Raw genomic sequence first — 15,791 nt, forward strand, 5'->3', positions numbered from 1 at the left:
CGCGCGCCGCGCTGCTCACTATGCTCGCAGGCTTCAACGGATCAGGAGTCAGAAGTGCGACGCGTGACGGTCAGGAAATCATCGGTTCATGGGCGAGGTGTCTCCGCGCTACAGGCGATTCCAGCCGGGCAGCGGATCTTCGAATATCGCGGTGAGGTGACATCGTGGCGACGGGCCTCTGCCCGCTACCGGCGCTCCGGCATGCCGGGCCACACGTTCATTTTTGGACTGGCCGACGGACGGGTGATCGACGGCAGCCTCGGGGGCAACAGCGCGCGCTGGCTGAACCACTCATGCCAGCCAAACTGCGAGGCGATCGAGGACGGGCGCGGGCGGGTTTTTATCGAGACGCTCAGGGGCGTGATGCCGGGCGACGAGCTTTTTATCGCCTATGGACTCACGGTCGATGATGCGATTACTCCCGATATTCTCGCCGACTACGCCTGCCACTGTGGAACGAAGCGGTGTACTGGTTCGATGCTGACCTTGGTGAGCGAATAGCAAGCGCCCTGCCGGACGCGTTCGCAATGCCGGTTCTACTTTTACTTCTGTACTGCTGCTACTTTTCCTTCAATGCACGTACATCGACCGGCACTTGCGACATTCACGCCTCGTTACCTTGGGGATGCCGGCGACGGAGAGGCCATAGCCAGCGGGGCGCGATGCGCCCTGCCCCCATTTTAGACCATTAAATGCAATGCTGATAATACGACTTATCAGCATTGAAACGACCGGAAAGCGCCGGAATGAACGACGCGCAGCCGTTCTCACAGCCGCCAGTGAATTGAGAGGGGTAGATAGTCCGCGCTATCTACCCCTTCATTTTCGGACACGGAGGCGCGCGTCGATCCATCACGTCTGCGAATCCCGCGGAAAGCCGTACCGGGACGCTTCCCCGCGGCCCGGTTACGCCTGGGTCACCCGGTGCACTGCGGCTGATCCGGCCGCCGGGAGTGATTGCGCGAATGCGCGCCGATCGGGTAGGGTGGCGGCATCACAACCACAACGAGGAAGCAGCAATGAACAAGCAGGAACTGGTGGATGCAGTCGCGGCCGTAACAGATGAAAGCAAGGCAGCGACCGGCGAGATGATTGACGCCGTGATCGCCGCGATCACCGGCGCGGTGACGAAGGGCGATACGGTCCAGCTGATCGGCTTCGGGTCGTTTTCGACGGGCGCGCGCGCCGCACGGGTTGGCCGCAATCCGGCGACCGGCGCCGAAATCCAGATCCCCGCAGCGAAGACGGTCAAGTTCACGGCGGGCAAGGCGTTCAAGGACGCCGTCAACGGTAAGTAACAGCTAGCGGTCGCCGCGAAGACCGGCGGGAGCAAGGCAGCAACCGGCGAGGCAATCGATGCGGTGATCGCGGCTATCATCCGCGAAGTGACGAAGGGCGACACCGTGCAGCTTCGCGGTTAGGCTCGTTTTCGACGGGCGCGCGCGCCGCGCGGGTCGGCCGAAATCCGGTGACCGGCGCCGAGATCCGGATCCCGGCTGCGAAGACGGTGAGGTTCACGGCGGGCAAGGCGTTCAAGGACGCCGTGAACGGCGTCTGGGACCGGACGCAAGCCGTCGGCAGAGATCCGCTGCAGGTACTGGCGGCAGCGACGACACGGCGTGATCGGGCAGAGCCTGGACCCCGGCCAGTCGGCCTGGCAGCATCAGTGCGAGATGCCGCGACGTACTGCGGCCCCTGCGTTCTCTGCACATCGATATAGATAGCCGTATGGCAAAGAATCTATCGCGGACCCGGCGCGAAATCTCGTGCCCAACGATCGGTGCGTTACTGCGCTACCGGACGCGAATCGTGCGCGTCATTGCGGAAGCCCGCGGGCAACGCGCGATGATCGAATCGCTTGACACCACAGGCAGGACCTTTGTGAGCACGGTGAAGTGGGTCAGCCTGCGTGAGCTGGGGAATCAGCTTTTCTGAAGCGGGGTCTCTTCGCGGGCCGACCGGTTGGTCATTCCGGGATGCCTGCGCATCAGACACCTCGACGCTCCAGCTTCGATATGGCCGCCGGTGCCCGAAAGTCGCAAGTGCGTGGGCATCCCATCGCACTGGATGCGGAAATTTGCTGCTCGTATACTGCCGCTGACATCGGGATAGGAAAGAGTATGCGGCGCGTGATTGTCCGGCGGTCTCCAGTTCACGGTAAAGGCGTGTTCGCCATGCGTGCACTCGCGGCAGGAGAGCGGGTGCTTGAGTACAAGGGTGAAGTCACCTCGTGGCGCAATGCGGTGCGCCGTCATCAGCGCGAAGGCGTCGAAGGCCATACGTTTCTTTTCGGGCTGTCGGATGGGCGGGTGATCGATGGCAGCCGTGGCGGTAACAGCGCGCGCTGGCTCAATCACGCGTGCGCGCCCAACTGCGAGACCATCGAAGTTCAGGGGCGGATTTTCATCCACACGCTGCGGTCGATCGAGGCTGGCGAAGAACTGTTCATTGAATATCTGCTTGCCACTGACGATCCGCTGGATGAAGACGTCCGGGCGCAGTATGCGTGCCGGTGCGCCGCGGCGGACTGTCGTCACTCGATGCTGGCCGACGCAGCGTAAGGAGGGGGGCGGGAGAGCCTGTTGGCAGCATCACGATCCCGAAAAGCGCCGGGAGTCCGAAGCGGGAGAGTAATGGATTTGCCCGGCTCGGCGTGGATGTGATTTTCCATCTCGATGTGTGCTGAAGCCACCCTCGCCAAAGGGAAATATATCCGACGGTGCTCCTGGCGCCAACGCGAAGAAACAGATGCCGCCGGAGCTCGACGATTGGTGGTGACGTCGAAGCTGTCGCGTGCCACGGAAAGTGAAAACTGCGCCAAGTAAGTGCAAAACTACTGCCACAGATAGTGAAAAAACGGTGGCATACACCCATCGGATGCATCCTTTGATGCCGGTGCGGACGGAGGCGAATCGGGAACGCGGTCCGCGTGAAGGTGCCGGCGTTAGGCCGCGTCGCCCGAAGGCGGTCGCAGTGTCCTTGTCATGCAGATAGCATTCGCGGGACAAATGCTCGCAAACTGACGGCTACGTTTGATTGGTTCTGGCGCCGCAGCTCGATCGGCGTAGAACGCAATAAATCTGTCAATCCAGAACGCTTGTGAAGACTGAGTTCCACGGCACGAGTTGACATTTTTAATGCCAGTCCGAACGAAATAAAGTCGTCAATTCGCATAAGTCCGCATTAAATTTGTCAATTCGCGTCCTAGACTTCGAATTTTCTCCGTAAGCCACTGATCTGATGGACAATATTCTCGATTATCGGCCTATCGCCCTCGACCGTCCTCGCGGCGCCCATCGCCTTGAAGCGTTCAGCCTGAAGGCGGACCGACGACTGACGCTGTACCGCCAGTCCGCGTTTGAGCAGTGGGTAATTCTTGAGGCAGATCCAGCGGTCACCGCGTTCTGTGAGAGACCGGGTTTTATCCAGGCTGAAGGGAAACGCTATCTCGCGGATTTCTGGGCGCGTTACTTTGATCGTCAGGAGTTAGTTATCCTATTCGATTCGATCTCCGAGTCTCCTGCAAAACCAGACACCGTTCTCGATAAAGCAGGGCTGGCGCTCAGGTCAGTTCAGTCATCTGAAATCGCCGCCTCTCGCGTATGGATCGCGAACTGGAAGCGGATGCTCCCTTGCCTCGTTGCCACGCGTGGCCTCATCCCTCCATCGCTCAGTAGCGCGATTGAGCGGTTTGTCGCTCGTCCGCACCGGCTACTTTCGATTGAGCGCGAGTTCACGACTGGGGATCCGGTGCTGGTGCGTTCTGCGGTTTTCGGCTTGCTGCATGCCGGCCGTGTGCAGGCGCCGGAACTACGCACGCACGAATTGTCGCTGCTCACGGAGTTTGTCGCTGTTGGAGAACCGTCGTGAACCGGCGACGCGCTGATTTTCAGACCTTGGACGTTGCGACATGGCCCGGCGTCGCCTATACCGAATTCGGTGAAGAAGAGCGTCGCTCTTTCCAGCTTCGTGTGGATGCCGTCGAGCGTTATGCGCAAGGAGAGTTTATCGAGGATATCGAGCTGGCGACAGGCGTGAACAGAAGACAACTCTATCGTTTGCTTGACAGGGGATTGGCACAGCATCCTGACGGACGCATCTTCGGGTTTCGCGGGCTTTTGAAACACGTGCGGATTTCGGAGTATGTCAGGACAAGTCCCGTAAAGGTTCACGGTGAGCGCGGCAGCCGTGGTGCCGCAGGTGCCTTGTCGCTGCTATTTGAGCGATATCCGGCGCTGGCAGCGTGGCTGCTCTTACAGGTGAAACAACGCCGGGTACTGCTACAACAGGTCGGCACGGAAGGCCGTCTTCGCACGCGCTTGCGAGGCCTGCGGTCGATGCATGACGAGTTTCTGCGGCAATGTCGAGCTGTTGGACTTACGGCGGCGGACTATCCCTTCAACACGGCGGGTCACGCGATCCGCTCGCTATCCCAGCGACTGAAAGCGGAGATGCTGCGCAGTTTCGGGGCCGCTGCGCGTTCGGCGGGTGCTTCGCATCTGAAAGGTCTGCCCCGGCACGACGAGAATGCAACGCCGGCTGCGACGCGGCCGTATCAGGTTGTCGAGTTTGACGGGCACCGGCTCGACGTCCGTCTGAAGGTACTTGTGCGCGATCCGCTGGGCTTCGAACACGAATTCGAGATTGAACGGGTATGGTTGCTGGTGATCATCGACGTTTGCACGCGGATGGTGTTGGGCCACCACATCGTCCTTGCGCGCGAATACAGTCGCTACGACGTGATCAAGACTGTAGAGAAGGCGCTTGAGCCTCATCCGCAGCGGTCATTTTCGATACCCGGACTTGACTATAGTCCGCATGAAGGCTTTGCGTCACATCGTTTGCCCGAGCTGGCGTGGACGACGTGGGAGTGGATCAGGCTCGACAACGCGAAGGCGAATCTGGCGCATGAGACGCTCACAGCGCTTTGTGAGTTTGTTGGCTGCTGTGTGGATGCTGGGCCGAAGTACAGCCCGGACGAGCGTCCATACATCGAGCGATTCTTCGGAACAGTGGCCAGCCGGCTTTCTTCGCGGTTGCCTGGGTATACGGGTTCCCATCCGCGCGACCTCCGGCGTGAACTGGCCGATCCGAAGGGCAACCTGCGCCTTTACGTGTCGCTCGATGAGCTGGAGGAGCTGATTGAATATTCGATCGCAAGCTACCACGGTACCCCGCATGCCGGCCTGAACAATGTCACGCCCCTCGAGGCGATGGAGTATTTCATTCGTGGCAAACAGGTAATGGTGACATGGCTCGCTGGACACCATCGTCGCACGCTGTGCCTGATGCAGTCCGCGCGCCACTGCAGTGTCCGTGCGTATCTGCCGCAAGGCGTGCGCCCGCATATCAACCTGTATGGGGTTCGTTATACGAACGACGCCCTGGCTGCCAGCACCCAGTTGATAGGCAGGAAACTGCTGGTGTACCTGAACGCGGACGATCTGCGTAGCGTGCGGGCGTTCCTGCCAGACGGCACCGAGTTGGGTGTCCTGAATGCGCAAGGTGCTTGGGGCGTGATGCCACATAACCTGAAGCTGCGGCAGGAAATCCTCAAGTTGCGCGGCAGACGGCGACCCCGTGGCGAAATTGACTCGAATCCTATTGAAGCGTATGTCCAGGCCAAACTCGCGCAGGCGAAGAAGAGCCGGCGGGCGGCGAATGACCTGGCGCAGACCGTCCGGGTACTGGCAGGTGCGCCGACCGTTCGCACGCCAGCCGGGCCAGTTCGCTCCGCGGCGCCGCCTGCGCCACCCGCTGTTGCGTCCGTTATTCAAGCGCCCACGGACGTGACCCTGGTAACGCCCCCTCGCAAAGGGGTTCGCGTGCGCAAGCTTTCGATCGGCTCAGGCCAGGTGTTCTAAGCCATCACCAAAAACTGGAGGTACATCGTGTCAGTTGACCTTCCGAGACCGATCGATCCATCGCTGCATCCGCTTGCTACCGGCAACTACCGCATTGCGACTCCGGCGATCCAGGCTTTCTACGAACTCGTGGTCCGGTGTCTGCACTACAGGATCATGGGTGCGCTGATCTACGGGCCATCCCGCATCGGCAAGACGCGGGCGATTGAGTACGTGAGACTACTGCTGGCGCGCAACTATCCGAAGATGACCAGCTACCATGCGCAGTGCGAGCATAAGCCCAGGCATGCCGAAGGCCCATTCTTTGCAAACCTGCTCGAGGCCGTTGGGGATCCCGATCCGAACGCCGGTTCGAACCCGTCGAAGCGGATGCGACTCTCGCTAAGAATACGCGAGGCGGCCGCCCGCGCGGGCAGCGGAACCGTACTGCTTTTTTGCGACGAGGCGCAACGCTACAACGAGAACGAATATGAGTGGCTGCGTGATGTCCACGACGCACTGGACCGTCAGCAGATCAAGCTGTTCACGTTTCTGGTTGGCCAGCAGGAGCTTCTTGCGCAGAAGACCGGCCTGCAGATCGCCGGAAAGACGCAGATCGTCGCGCGGCTGATGGTCGACGAGCTGTCTTTCTACGGTATACGCGACGCGGAGGAGGTGGCTACCTGTCTTGACGGCTATGACAGGACGGCTTACCCGGAGGGCAGCGACTGGAGCTTCACCCGCTTTTACGTCCCTCGCGCATTCGAGACTGGATATCGTCTTGTCAGCGACGCAGGCGTTCTGTGGCACGCGTTTGAGACTGCACACCATCGGGCGAATCTGCCCGGAAAACTCGAGATACCCATGGAGTCGTTCGCCAGGGCTGTCGAGATCGTGCTCAAGGAGAGTGAGCTGAAGGACGGCCTTCAATACACGCCAGATGCTGCGCTATGGGCGCATGCGGTCCATCACTGCGGCTACGTCCAGTCCCGTCATGCAACCGGCCGCGTTCTCGTCGCCGCAGCGTAGCGCAGCATTGCTGCGGGCGCCGCGTTTTCCGATCCTCACACTTGACGAGCGCAAGCTAACGCCTGCGCTGGGCTACATCTTCAGTAAGGAATGGCTCGATCCCTGCGAGTCGCTCGTCTCGATATTGTGGAAATTCGAGAAGGCCAATGCGCTGCCTGGCCATGTTGTCGCGCGACTGATGGGGCCGGACGTCGATCCCTACGAGGGCATTGTGCCGGAGCTGGGCCGAGTCGATATCGCGCGATTGCGCGAAAGCCTTCCTGTGCCTGTCAGAACGCTGCGCGCAGCACTGCTGCAGTCGTCCGGGCGGCGCCGCTATAACCCAGCGTTCCGCTTCTGCCGCCGCTGCGTGGCGATCGGTTACCACAGCGTGCTCCATCAGATGGAGAGCATCGGTGTCTGTCCCGCCCATCGTCGGCCATTGGAGACAGCATGTCGGAGCTGCGGCTACGAGGCGCCGTATCGGGTGAGCGTACAACTCCTGGAAGCAGCGTACCGCTGCACGTGTTGTCGTGCGAGTTATGGTGGACGGGGCTGGACCCCGAACAGGGCGCACCCGATGAAAACGGATCACCGCAAGGCATTCACGCGCCGGTATTTCGAGCAATGTCTGGGCCGCCCTTAACGTAGATTGGCGTCTTCATCGACGTCGAAAAGGCCGTCTATTCAGATAATCCTTCTTATCGTACTAGTCGGATTTTCGACCTAAACTGTAATCCATGAAAACGCGTCTCACCCCGGCCGCCGCTTCCGCCCCCATCTCACAATTCGGCGCATTTCCCGATGCAGATCGGCTCGCGGCGCTGCGTGGTTGGTATGCGGGACTTTCCCCGCGGGCTGCAGTGGACCGTTACCTGCCAAATGCGCGGGCAATCGGGGCGTCCGCCCGCGGTCTTATCGGCAGCATCCGGCGGCAGATAATCGAATTCGCCCAGCAGCGCCAGCGTGCCGATCTGGTTGCACTCCTCGAGCACCCTGTAAACGACCGGGTGGCTCAAGCTAGGGCGGTTGCGCACGCGATCGAGCTCTTGCGCGTTCTCCCTGTTCCGGAGCCGCAGATCACCGACGACGTCGGCCTATGGTTGACGCCACGTGCGGCGCGAGCGCTGCGTTACCACGGCATCGCGACGCTCGCGGACCTGACCGTGCGCGTGCCGCGCCGGCGCGGCTGGTGGCGCGCGATCGCCGGTCTTGGACAAACTGGCGCCCAACAGATCGAGTCTTTTTTTGCAGGCCATCCGCAGTTGACGGCGCGGGCTCGTGCGTTGATTGCCGTAGCCACGCCGGGTGTTGTTGTGCCGTGGGAGCGCTTGCGGCTGCCCCACCAGGTCGACGGCTCGGCCGGCACGTTCCGCGCTCCGCACCAGGCCTGCACACTCGACGCGAACAACGACTACGACGCCGTGCATGCGTGGCTTGCCCTGCACGAGACACCGACCACTCACCGCGCCTATCGCAAGGAGGCTGAAAGGCTGATCCTGTGGGCTGTCGTCGAGCGCGGTCGCGCCTTGTCGTCGCTGACGACCGAAGACGCGATCGCATACCGGGCGTTTCTGCGCCGGCCGACGCCGCGCGAGCGCTGGGTCGGGCCACCGCGGCCGCGCACCGCGCCTGATTGGCGGCCGTTTGCCACCAATCTCTCAGCACGCTCGACCGCCTACGCACTGTCGGTGCTGGGGGCGCTTTTCCGCTGGCTCATCGAGCAGCGCTATGTGCTCGCAAACCCCTTTGCCGGCGTCAAAGTACGCGGCAGGACGCGCTTGACGCCACTCGACACGGCACGCGGCTTCACCGAAGGTGAATGGGTGCTGATACGCGTGATCGCCGAGGGGCTCGAGTGGTCGTACGGCTGGTCGGAGCCGGCAGCGCAGCGGCTGCGCTTCCTGCTCGACTTTGCCTACGCGACCGGGCTGCGCGCGGGTGAGCTTGTCGGTGCCACACTCGGCGACGTCCGCGTTAGCGAGCATGGCGATCACTGGCTGCATCTGGTCGGGAAGGGTAGTCGCCCCGGCAAGGTCGCGCTGCCGCCGCTGGCACGCACGGCGCTCGACCGGTATCTCATACAGCGTCGGATAACTGTCACGCCGACGCGCTGGGAGCCCAAGACGGCGCTTATTGCTAGCCTCGGCGATGACAGCAGAACGGGCATTACTGGTACCCGCCTGTGGCACGTAATGCGGCGGTTCTTCCGGCTGGCCGCTGATGTGATCGGCACTGACCATCCTGTTGTCGTAGAAAAATTGCGGCGAGCCAGCCCGCATTGGACTCGCCACACCCACGCAACACATGCTCTCGCCCGCGGCGCCGAGTTGACTACAGTGCGCGATAACCTGCGCCATGCATCAATCGCGACGACCTCGATTTACCTGCAGAGCGACGAGGTCAAGCGTGCCCGCCAGATGAGTCAGGCGTTTGAAGCACGATAGCGAGCTTACCCGCATCGACCCAATGTCCCAGTTCGACCCACAACTGCCGTTCTGAGTTTCCACACCGCCACGACCGCTTCCGGAGTGCAGCGGACGCTCGCCTCGCTGGTTTGCTCGGTGAGTTATCGGCCATTGCCGCCATTGAGGCGGCCTGTGTTCTTCGTCAGCAATGTGGCGGATTGCTCACTGCTGCGGCGTCGAGCAGCCCGACCGGTGCTTGATGCATTGACAAACTCGTCGACTCGAATCCCCCGTTTCAATGACTTCGTAATGCGCCGCAAAGCGGCACCACAGCTGCAATTCTTTTCTTTGCTCCCCGTCCAGCTCTTTCATGAAACTGAATTTGCACTGAGGCGCGCTCACGCCATTTCTATAGTGCTTTCAAAGCGGGTAACAGCCGGTCGAACTCGCGCTTCACTACGCCGTAGCATTCGCACACTCGTGTTTCAAGTCCCGGTCTGTCCAGTACCTCGATGTGCCCGTGGCTGTAGCGAATCAGGCCTGCATCCTGCAATTTCAACGCGGCCTCAGTGACACCGGATCGGCGCACGCCCAGCATATTGGCGATCAGTTCCTGCGTCATCTTCAGTTCGTTCGAAGAGAGACGGTCGATACTGAGCAGCAGCCACCTGCACAACTGCTGGTCGATTGAATGATGTCGGTTACACACAGCAGTCTGCGCCATCTGGGTGATCAGCGCCTGCGTATAGCGGAGCAAAAGGCGCTGGACAGGACCGGCACGATGAAATTCGGCCTTCAGGATTTGAGCGTCCAGGCGGTACGCATTGCCCGCGCTTTGCACGACCGCCCGGCTGGGCGTGGTCTCGCCCCCCATGAAAAGCGCGATGCCGATGAGCCCTTCGTTGCCGACGATCGCGATTTCGGCGGACGCACCGTCCTCCATCACATACAGCAGCGACACGATGCAGGTGGTCGGAAAATAGACGTAGTTGAGGCGATCGCCGGATTCGTAGACGACTTTGCCAAGCGGCATATCCACGGCCTCCAGATGGGGACGCACTCGCCCCCACTCCAGGTCTGGCAACACCGCCAGCAGATGATTTTCGTGTTGACGATGATCTTGAGACATTGCGCACTCTCCGCAGTTCGCCGGGAACCACGCCACTTTCGCCGACGATTCCCTGACGGGTAAGTATGGATAGGAGGAAGAATGCTCCGACACGTTTGCGGACCCTACCGCAGCACGTCACCATGGGGCAATCGTAGCGCAAATCAAAATCTGGCCGGTACACAGCAGATTATAAGTCACGCCGAAATTACGGCGCCGATCCGCGCCCTGGCATGACTATGCTCTGCGGCACACCTGTCCATGCGCATTGCACGAACACAGACAATCAAATTGGCGAGAACGACCAAGTTGCGCAAAACACCGTGACGTTCAATCAAGTCTGATGATTGCGGCAAGCGTCGGAGAACCGGAGGCTGCCTGCTATCAAAAAGAGGCCGTGAAGATCAAGGCGGATTGTGCGTTTGAACATAGACAGGGCTTTGTACGTTGTCGTACCGCTTTCTTTCTCAGTGGGCGTATCGTGTCTCATATCGCCGACCAGCGGGGAGAAAGTTATGCCCGGACGAGTTTTTTACGGCAAGCACGGATATTGACCGGATGTCGGCGCCGACAGACGAGTCGTAGCGGATTAAGAGCAATGCTGCTGGTTGTCCACGAACCGCAAGCTTTCCGGCAGCGACGACGGCCAGTGCGGCTGTTGTTTAATCAAACGGGCGACGCTATGGAAGACAGAATCATCTCAAGCAAGACACACGACGCTTACATGACCGTCAGAAACCATATTGCCGATGGTTGGATAGCGAGCGTGTGTGTCGTTCCGAAAGGCGCAGCAAAGAACAATGAACTCATCGTCAAACTCGACACTTTCTTTGAATGTGAAGATGTTGCATGGAAATCGGCTGAGACGCTTGCACGTGCCGAGCTCAACAATCTGAAATAGCGCGGGGCCGCACGTCCAGATCTTACTGTGAGCTGTCGCAATAGTTCGCCTACTTCCCATCGTTTCAAGGATCAATCGCATGACTCCCTATGACGTCGTAATCGCGGTCTTCGATGACCACCACAAAGCCGATGCTGCCGTGCGCAAGCTGATAGACAGCGGCTTCGATATGAAAAATTTCAGTGTGGTCGGCAAGGGCTATCACACCGAGGAAAAGATCGTCGGTCTCTACACGATCGGCGATCGTATGAAGATGTGGGGCAAATACGGCGCGTTCTGGGGCGGCCTGTGGGGTCTGCTGATGGGCGGCGTGTTTCTGACGATTCCGGTGCTTGGCCCGATCGTGGTGCTGGGCCATCTCGCTGTTGTCATCGTGTCGGCGGTCGAAGGGGCTGTTGTTGTCGGCACCCTCAGCGCTTTAGGCGCAACATTCGTCAATGCGGGACTGCCGAAAGAAAGCGTGGTCCACTACGAGGCCGCCATCAAAGCCGATGGATTCATCGTGATGGCCCACGGCACGCCGGATGAGATGGCGCGCGCAAAAGCCGTTCTCGTGACCCATCAACCGACCCGTCTCGATTCGCACGAAGGCGTCACACCCACCGAGCCTGCCACACCCGAAACTGCCTGAGGGGCCGGTACGGCCTCGCCAGCCATCAGGAGCACCCCTTTTATGGATACCCTCACCCGCGAACCGGTCAAGCAGCCGACGCGCCCAAAGCTTTTGCAGGTGATGGGCCCGGGGCTCATCACCGGCGCTTCAGACGACGATCCGAGCGGTATCGCGACGTATTCACAGGTCGGCGCTCAATTCGGCTATGGCCTTGCGTGGACACTCCTGTTCAGCTATCCGTTGATGGCCGCGATCCAGGAAATCAGCGCACGCATCGGGCGGGTGACTGGCAGCGGCATCGCAGGCAATCTGCGTGAGCACTATCCGCAATGGCTTTCGACCAGCGTAGTCGCATTGCTGCTCGTCGCGAACATCATCAACCTGGGTGCGGACCTTGGCGCGATGGGTGCGGCGCTCAAACTGCTGATCTCGGGTCCCGCACTACTTTATGTGTGCGGATTCGGGCTGCTGTCGGTGGTGCTGGAAGTGTTCACGCGCTATGCACGCTATGTCTCGGTTCTCAAATGGCTGTGCCTGTCGCTGTTCAGCTATGTGGTCTGCGCCTTTGTCGTCAAAGTTCCATGGAATCAGGTGGGCTGGGCTGTCTTGCTGCCGCCGTTATCCATCAAGCCGGATTACCTCGTCGCCATCGTCGCGGTCATGGGTACGACAATCAGCCCCTATCTGTTTTTCTGGCAGGCCGAGCAGGAAGTCGAAGACGAAAAGGAACGACCCGGCGCGCATCCGTTGACCCACGCGCCATGGGAAGCGCCCACGGAGTTCGCGCGGATTCGCATCGACACCTACCTCGGCATGGCGCTCTCAAATGTGATTGCGTTCTTCATTGTCGTGACGACGGCGACGACTTTGCATGCGCACGGGGTCACCGATATTCAGACTTCGGCTCAGGCAGCGGAAGCGCTGCGTGCCATCGCAGGACCATTCACGTTCGTTGTGTTCGCGGCCGGCATTGTCGGCACCGGTTTGCTAACACTGCCTGTGCTGGCCGGATCAGGTGCCTATGCGGTGGGCGAATTGTTCGCATGGCGAGTGGGCCTTGCGCGTCTGCCGTCGCAGGCGAAGGCATTCTACGGCGTGATCGCCGTGGCGACGGCAATCGGTGCCGGCCTGAACTTCACATCAATCGATCCGGTGAAGGCGCTCTACTGGAGTGCAGTCCTCAATGGTATCGTCGCGGTGCCCGTGATGATCGTCATGATGCATCTCTCGATGCGTACCCGCATCATGTCCGGCTTTACGCTGCCGCCCGTGCTACGTACCCTCGGCTGGGTAGCGACCGGCGTAATGGCCGCAACCGTCGTGGCGATGGCTGCCACCTGGATTGGGTGAGGAACCGCCGTATCGCCTCAGATACTGCGCGCTCGCAAGGCTGCGATTTCGTCAAGCAGATCGAGTGCGAGCGCGATGCCCGCCGCGTTGATCTCGAGATCCTGCGCGAGACGGCGAGCCTTGCGGGCGCGGCGCAATGACACTCCGTCGAAGTGCGGGCCATCGTCCTCGCTGACTGATTTCGGCTCAATCGCTCCATGCTCAATCCATTCAACGAGTTGAACTTCAGAAGCGCCCGACACCCGGCACAATTCGAGTAGCGTGAACTCCACCTGCTCCTCGACGATCAGGCATTCGAGCCAGCCAGTGCGCGGTTCGTTCATGATGTATCACCAGAAAAATGCGCACGCGGGTCGAAGTCGCACGCCTGTCGTAAAGTCTCGTAAGCCGCGCGTGCCTGCTCGCTGTCAGCCGGCGGCAAAACAATGTTCAACTGCGCATAGAGGTCGCCCGGTGTCCCCGCCGCACCGCTCGCTGGAATTCCCTTGCCTTTCAAGCGCAAGCGTCGGCCTCCGCGGGAATCTTCGGGTACAGCTATTTCAACGGCGCCGTCGGGCGTCGGCACGGTAATGCGCACGCCAAGCGCTGCTTCCCAAGGGGCGACAGGCACGACGATCGTCACGTCGCGGCCGTCGACGCTGAAAAGTTTATGCTGGCGCAACGTGATTTCCAGGTACAGATCTCCAGCGCGCCCTTCTCCGAAGCCCGTCCCCCCTTGGCCGGCAAGCCGCAAGTGCTGCCCAGTGTGCACGCCCTTCGGAACGGAGACATCGAGCGTGCGCGACTTCAGCATGGCACGGCCGCTCGCATCGAGCACCGGCGTCTCCAGCGAAATCGTGCGCTGCGCTCCGCGATAGCTATCCTCCAGATCGATCACCACTTTGGCGTGATGATCCTCACCGGGAACCGAGAAGCCGACGCCGGCATAAGCATCTTCCAGTTCCTGATCTGTCGCGCGTCCATGACCGGCACCGGCAGTGTGCCGTGCCTGGCTGGTCGACGCACGATCACCACCGGCTTCCCGGCCACGAAATAGGGCGTCGAAAAATTCCCTGAAGCGCGCATCCTCGGTGCCGGGGTTGTCCGCGCCGCTGAATTCGAAGCCTTCGTCCCACTGGGCCGGCGGCTTGAAGTCCTGACCATTGCGCCACTGGTCGCCCAGCCGGTCGTAGGCCGCGCGCTTCTCTGTGTCTTTGAGCACGCCGTACGCCTCGCCGGATCAACACGCGTTGCACGATGGTCTCCTCGCGTCCTGCTGGCAACTCGTACGAGGCGATCTGCCAGCCGCGCATGCGTACCTGGTCGGACAGATCGAATAGCGTGAAGCCCGCCGTTTCTGGATGCTTCAGTTTGTAGCAGACAGCCGGCAACGCGCCGCGTCCGTCGTAAATCATCTCTAGTGCGTCGATCTTCGCCAGCCCGTCGGCCAGCGCTTGCGCGGTGTCGGCACACTCCTGCTGGATACGTCGATAGCCTTCACGGCCCAGGCGCAGCAGCATGTAGTACTGCGCGATGATCTGTCCGGCCGGCCGGGAGAAATTCAGTGCGAACGTCGGCATGTCGCCACCCAGATAGTCGACGCGGAAGATCAGTTCGCCGGGCAGGTCCTGTGTGCTGCGCCAGACTACCCAACCGACCCCGAGCGGCGCGAGCCCGTATTTATGACCCGACGCATTGATCGATTTGACGCGCGGCACGCTGAAGTCCCATTCGAGGTCAGGCTGAATGAACGGTGCGACGAAGCCGCCGCTGGCGGCATCGACGTGAATCGGGATATCGAGGCCGACGTTGGCTTGCAAGGCGTCTAGCGCGCCCGCCAGCGCCTTCACCGGTTCATAGACGCAGGTGAACGTGATACCGAGTGTGGCCACGACGCCGATTGTGTTCTCGTCGCAATACTGGGCTAGATCTTCCGGCCGTAGTCCGGTCGCGTCGCCGCTGAGCGGCACCTGCCGCATCTCAACGTCGAAGTACCTCGCGAATTTCGCCCAGCACACCTGCACCGGTCCGCAGACGAAGTTCGGCTTGTCAGTCGGCTTGCCTTGCGCTTGCCTGCGCTTTTTCCACTGCCACTTCAGCGCGAGACCACCGAGCATGCAGGCCTCGCTCGAACCCGTCGTCGAACAACCAGTGGCCTTCCACGACTTCGTGGCATGCCACAGATCGGCGAGCATATGCACGCACCGCATCTCTATCTCGGCGGTTTGCGGATATTCGTCCTTGTCGATCATGTTCTTATCGATCGACAGATCCATCAGGCGCCGAACTTCGTCGTCGGCGTAAGTGGTGCAAAACGTCGCGACGTTCTGCCGTGAGTTGCCGTCCATGAATAATTCGTCGCGCACCAGATCGAATACGGCGCGGCGGTCGGACGATGTCTTCGGAATCCGGTACTTCGGGAGCGAAGAGCCGGAGATCGTCGCGGCGTATTCATCAGCGACGGCGTCGGGCGTGGATGGCGGAGACTTGAGAAAGGTCATGACGTGACACTCCAGACATGAAATGAGCGCGACAGGTACATAACCGAGTACCTGAGCAAATGGATTGGCGATATTCGGCA

Annotated in this window: 15 protein-coding genes and 1 pseudogene; 12 read left to right on the forward strand and 4 right to left on the reverse strand. The window is 60.7% G+C overall.

Features of this window, described 5'->3' with window-relative positions; translation table 11 throughout:
* Positions 1 to 54 precede the first annotated feature (54 nt).
* The 9 genes and pseudogenes from HWY05_RS26285 to HWY05_RS26325 all read left to right on the forward strand — a co-directional run bounded on the left by HWY05_RS26285 (position 55) and on the right by HWY05_RS26325 (position 9,298).
* Positions 55 to 501, forward strand: a complete 447-nt coding sequence (locus tag HWY05_RS26285; RefSeq protein ID WP_176060119.1) for an SET domain-containing protein — start codon at positions 55 to 57, stop codon at positions 499 to 501.
* Between the two features lie 518 nt (positions 502 to 1,019).
* A complete protein-coding gene (locus HWY05_RS26290; RefSeq protein ID WP_176060120.1) occupies positions 1,020 to 1,298 on the forward strand; it encodes an HU family DNA-binding protein in 279 nt (92 codons plus the stop codon).
* A pseudogene (locus HWY05_RS38425) lies at positions 1,299 to 1,549 on the forward strand (HU family DNA-binding protein); the annotation flags it as partial. It lies immediately after the preceding gene.
* A 571-nt stretch (positions 1,550 to 2,120) separates the two neighbouring features.
* Entirely contained in the window at positions 2,121 to 2,561 is a 441-nt protein-coding gene (locus tag HWY05_RS26300) for an SET domain-containing protein-lysine N-methyltransferase (RefSeq protein WP_176060343.1), read from the forward strand.
* Between the two features lie 679 nt (positions 2,562 to 3,240).
* Positions 3,241 to 3,870, forward strand: coding sequence for a hypothetical protein (locus HWY05_RS26305; protein WP_176060121.1), 630 nt, complete (start codon positions 3,241 to 3,243; stop codon positions 3,868 to 3,870).
* Positions 3,867 to 5,864 (forward strand): DDE-type integrase/transposase/recombinase, encoded by a 1,998-nt coding sequence (locus HWY05_RS26310; RefSeq protein WP_176060122.1) that lies wholly within the window; start codon positions 3,867 to 3,869, stop codon positions 5,862 to 5,864. The genes HWY05_RS26305 and HWY05_RS26310 overlap by 4 nt, the downstream gene beginning before the upstream one ends.
* Before the next feature lie 27 nt (positions 5,865 to 5,891).
* On the forward strand, positions 5,892 to 6,872 hold the full coding sequence (locus HWY05_RS26315; RefSeq protein ID WP_176060123.1) for an ATP-binding protein: 981 nt from the start codon (positions 5,892 to 5,894) through the stop codon (positions 6,870 to 6,872).
* Positions 6,838 to 7,497: a hypothetical protein gene (locus tag HWY05_RS26320; RefSeq protein ID WP_176060124.1), complete on the forward strand. Its 660-nt coding sequence runs from the start codon at positions 6,838 to 6,840 to the stop codon at positions 7,495 to 7,497. Before HWY05_RS26315 ends, HWY05_RS26320 begins: the two co-directional genes overlap by 35 nt.
* 94 nt (positions 7,498 to 7,591) lie before the next feature.
* Complete coding sequence (locus HWY05_RS26325; RefSeq protein ID WP_176060125.1) at positions 7,592 to 9,298, forward strand: site-specific integrase; 1,707 nt, start codon at positions 7,592 to 7,594, stop codon at positions 9,296 to 9,298.
* Between the two features lie 370 nt (positions 9,299 to 9,668).
* On the opposite strand, the gene HWY05_RS26330 is transcribed toward HWY05_RS26325, so the two are convergent.
* Positions 9,669 to 10,388, reverse strand: coding sequence for a Crp/Fnr family transcriptional regulator (locus HWY05_RS26330; protein ID WP_176060126.1), 720 nt, complete (start codon positions 10,386 to 10,388; stop codon positions 9,669 to 9,671).
* Between the two features lie 577 nt (positions 10,389 to 10,965).
* Here HWY05_RS26330 and HWY05_RS26335 point away from each other — a divergent pair.
* The 3 genes from HWY05_RS26335 to HWY05_RS26345 all read left to right on the forward strand — a co-directional run bounded on the left by HWY05_RS26335 (position 10,966) and on the right by HWY05_RS26345 (position 13,231).
* Positions 10,966 to 11,268 (forward strand): hypothetical protein, encoded by a 303-nt coding sequence (locus HWY05_RS26335; protein ID WP_176060127.1) that lies wholly within the window; start codon positions 10,966 to 10,968, stop codon positions 11,266 to 11,268.
* A 79-nt stretch (positions 11,269 to 11,347) separates the two neighbouring features.
* Positions 11,348 to 11,899 carry a general stress protein gene (locus HWY05_RS26340; RefSeq protein ID WP_176060128.1) on the forward strand — a complete coding sequence of 184 codons (552 nt, stop codon included), beginning with the start codon at positions 11,348 to 11,350 and terminating at the stop codon, positions 11,897 to 11,899.
* 42 nt (positions 11,900 to 11,941) lie between these two features.
* A complete protein-coding gene (locus HWY05_RS26345; protein ID WP_176060129.1) occupies positions 11,942 to 13,231 on the forward strand; it encodes a divalent metal cation transporter in 1,290 nt (429 codons plus the stop codon).
* 17 nt (positions 13,232 to 13,248) lie between these two features.
* Here the strand turns inward: HWY05_RS26345 and HWY05_RS26350 are convergent, their stop codons facing one another.
* The 3 genes from HWY05_RS26350 to HWY05_RS26360 form a co-directional block, all read right to left on the reverse strand.
* Entirely contained in the window at positions 13,249 to 13,554 is a 306-nt protein-coding gene (locus HWY05_RS26350) for a chaperone modulator CbpM (RefSeq protein ID WP_176060130.1), read from the reverse strand.
* Positions 13,551 to 14,111, reverse strand: a complete 561-nt coding sequence (locus HWY05_RS38430) for a DnaJ C-terminal domain-containing protein (protein ID WP_347880820.1) — start codon at positions 14,109 to 14,111, stop codon at positions 13,551 to 13,553. Before HWY05_RS38430 ends, HWY05_RS26350 begins: the two co-directional genes overlap by 4 nt.
* Positions 14,112 to 14,238: 127 nt before the next feature.
* On the reverse strand, positions 14,239 to 15,711 hold the full coding sequence (locus HWY05_RS26360; RefSeq protein WP_244146703.1) for a glutamate decarboxylase: 1,473 nt from the start codon (positions 15,709 to 15,711) through the stop codon (positions 14,239 to 14,241).
* Between the last annotated feature and the right edge of the window lie 80 nt (positions 15,712 to 15,791).

This window comes from Paraburkholderia sp. BCC1876 (genome assembly GCF_902833695.1).
Lineage (GTDB): Bacteria > Pseudomonadota > Gammaproteobacteria > Burkholderiales > Burkholderiaceae > Paraburkholderia.